Genomic DNA, 2,477 nt, shown 5'->3' with positions numbered 1-2,477 from the left:
GTAAGCGATGTTCTCAGGCCACGGCTTTGATTTCGCCGTTTGCGGCGTATGCCCACGGCAACAGTTCGTCGATCTGGCTATTTGAATGGCCGTTGACGATCTTGGTGAGGATGTCTGAGAGATAGGCCAGCGGCTCAACGTCGTTGAGTTTGGCGGTCTCTATCAACGACGCGATGGTTGCCCAGTGTTCGGCCCCGGCGTCGGAACCGGCAAATAGCGCGTTTTTGCGATTGAGGGCAATTGGCCTGATGGATCGCTCGACAGTGTTGGAGTCGATCTCGATCCGGCCATCGTCGATGAAGCGGGTCAAGCCGTCCCAGCGTGACAAGGAATAACGGATTGCTTCGGCGAGCTTTGTCTTCTGGCTGATGTAGCCGAGTTGTTCACGCAGCCAGGGAGCGAGGCTGTCGGTGATTGGTCGGCTCTTCTCCAGGCGCTTGGCGCTACGCTCCTCGTGTGTGCAGCCACGTATCTCGTCTTCGATCTTGTAAAGTTCGGCGATGCGTCTGAGTGCCTCGCTGGCGATGGGCGCCGGACCGGCGGCGGCCAGTTCGTAGAAGCGGCGGCGAACGTGGGACCAGCAGAAGGCAAGCGACACGGTGTTCTTTGCCGCGAGCGGGCGATATCCACTGTAGCCGTCGACCTGCAGGATGCCGATGAAGCCGCCGAGATGGGCCATCGGCCGTTCGCCTTTGCGGTCCGGCGCATAGACATAGGCGACGCCGGGTGGGTCATCCCCCTGCCACGGCCTGTCATCACGCGCATAGGCCCAGAGCTGGCCGGTCTTGGTTTTGCCGCGTCCCGGGTCGAGCACGGGTGCTGTCGTCTCGTCGGCAAACAGCTTGGACGACGACTTCAAATGTTCAAGCAACCGCTGATGGACGGGGCGAAGATGCCAGGCGGCGCGACCGACCCAGTCGGCGAGCGTCGAACGATCGAGATCGATGCCTTGACGCTTGTAGATTTGTGCCTGCCGATAAAGGGGCAAATGATCGGCATATTTGGAGACCAGAACCTGGGCGACGGTCGCCTCTGTCGGAATGCCGCCTTCGATCAATCTTGCCGGGGCCGGTGCCTGGACAACGACCTCTTCGCAAGCCCGGCAGGCATATTTCGGGCGACGCATCACAAGCACGCGGAATTGGGCGGGCACAATATCGAGCTTCTCGCTGACGTCCTCGCTGATCCGATGCAGGTCGTTGCGGCAGCACGGACAGGCATGGTCATCGATATCGACCACGACCTCGATGCGCGGCAGGTGTGCTGGCAGCGAACCCCGGTTCGTGCGCCGCTTGGCGACTTGCGACTGGCGAAGAGCATTCGACGCCTGCTCCTTCTCTTCCAGCCCGGCAGCCTCTACCTGCTCGGCTTCCTCAAGCCCCAAAAGAAGCTGGTCTTCGGGAAGGGTCTCGGCACGGCGGCCGAAGCGGTGGCGCTGCAATTCCTTGATGATCTGGCGAAGGCGGGCATTCTCCGCCTCACGCGAAAGCACCATGGCTTTCAGCGCGTTCAGGTCATCCGGAAGCTCGTCCGCCCTCATCGTCATGGATCGAGAACAGCATATTTTGCTGGCCGGAACGAGAGGCCGAATGGTGCTGATTCAATTGGTCGCGGCCGCTATCCAGCCTTTACCGGGATGCGCGTTTCGCTCGACGCATGCACCCGCTTCCAGTCCAATCCCTCAAACAAAGCTGAGAACTGAGCGGCGGTCAGATGCATCGCGCCGTCCTGTAGTCGAGGCCAATGGAACTCGCCATCCTCAAGCCGTTTGGCGACCAGGCACACGCCGCTGCCGTCCCAGAAGATCAGCTTGATCCGGTCCGTGCGTTTGGCTCGAAACACGTAGATCGCGCCAGAAAACGGATCGGCGCCCATCTCAGCCTTCACCAGTGCCGCCAATCCGTCCGCGCCTTTGCGGAAGTCGACGGGCTTGGTGGCGATCATGACCTTTACCGCACCAGACGGACCAATCACGATGATGCCTTCAAGGCCTGGATCACGGCGGCAATGGTTGCACTGTCCGTGCCAGGTGCGATCCTCACGATCGCGCCGCCAACCTCAAGCTCGATTGCCGCAATGGAAGGCGCTTGCCTCGTTATCGTCTTTCGCCGTGGCGGAGGTGGCTCTACCGCACGATCAATGACCGCAGGCACAAACATCGGAGGCACGGCTGGCTCCGCTTGCTTACGCACCTGCCGCCGCCAAGTGAACAATTGACCCGGAGATAAGCCATGCCGCCGCGCAACAGCGCTGACCGACATCTCACCGCTATAGCTCTCGGCGACGATTTGATCCTTCTCCTCGTCGCTCCAGTCGCGCCTGCGGCCGGCTCCGGTGAAAACCTCAAACCGTTGCACCGGCGCATCCACGCTGGTGCTATGCGTAAACCCTGTAATCGTCATATGTCGGAGCCTCGTTCGGCCACAACATCAACAATCGCACGCTGATCCGGAAGGTGGGGTCAAAACGGCGCTTAC

Annotated in this window: 3 protein-coding genes; all 3 read right to left on the bottom strand. The window is 60.9% G+C overall.

Going from position 1 to position 2,477, the window contains the following annotated elements; translation table 11 throughout:
• Window positions 1–13: 13 nt before the first annotated feature.
• Window positions 14–1,546, bottom strand: coding sequence for an IS66 family transposase (locus E8Q41_RS17050; protein WP_137156761.1), 1,533 nt, complete (start codon window positions 1,544–1,546; stop codon window positions 14–16).
• A gap of 71 nt (window positions 1,547–1,617) precedes the next feature.
• Window positions 1,618–1,974, bottom strand: coding sequence for an IS66 family insertion sequence element accessory protein TnpB (gene tnpB / locus E8Q41_RS17045; RefSeq protein ID WP_137156760.1), 357 nt, complete (start codon window positions 1,972–1,974; stop codon window positions 1,618–1,620).
• Window positions 1,971–2,402, bottom strand: coding sequence for a transposase (locus E8Q41_RS17040; protein WP_137156759.1), 432 nt, complete (start codon window positions 2,400–2,402; stop codon window positions 1,971–1,973). Before E8Q41_RS17040 ends, tnpB begins: the two co-directional genes overlap by 4 nt.
• Between the last annotated feature and the right edge of the window lie 75 nt (window positions 2,403–2,477).

This window comes from Rhizobium sp. FKL33 (genome assembly GCF_005222915.1).
Lineage (GTDB): Bacteria > Pseudomonadota > Alphaproteobacteria > Rhizobiales > Rhizobiaceae > Rhizobium_E.
The sequence above is the reverse complement of the archived record's forward strand: the minus strand, read 5'-3'. Positions and strand labels throughout refer to the sequence as shown.

Excerpts from the sequence above, each read along its gene's own strand:
- E8Q41_RS17050 (WP_137156761.1), bottom strand. The coding sequence starts at position 1,546 with ATGACGATGAGGGCGGACGAGCTTCCGGATGACCTGAACGCGCTGAAA.
- E8Q41_RS17040 (WP_137156759.1), bottom strand. The coding sequence starts at position 2,402 with ATGACGATTACAGGGTTTACGCATAGCACCAGCGTGGATGCGCCGGTG.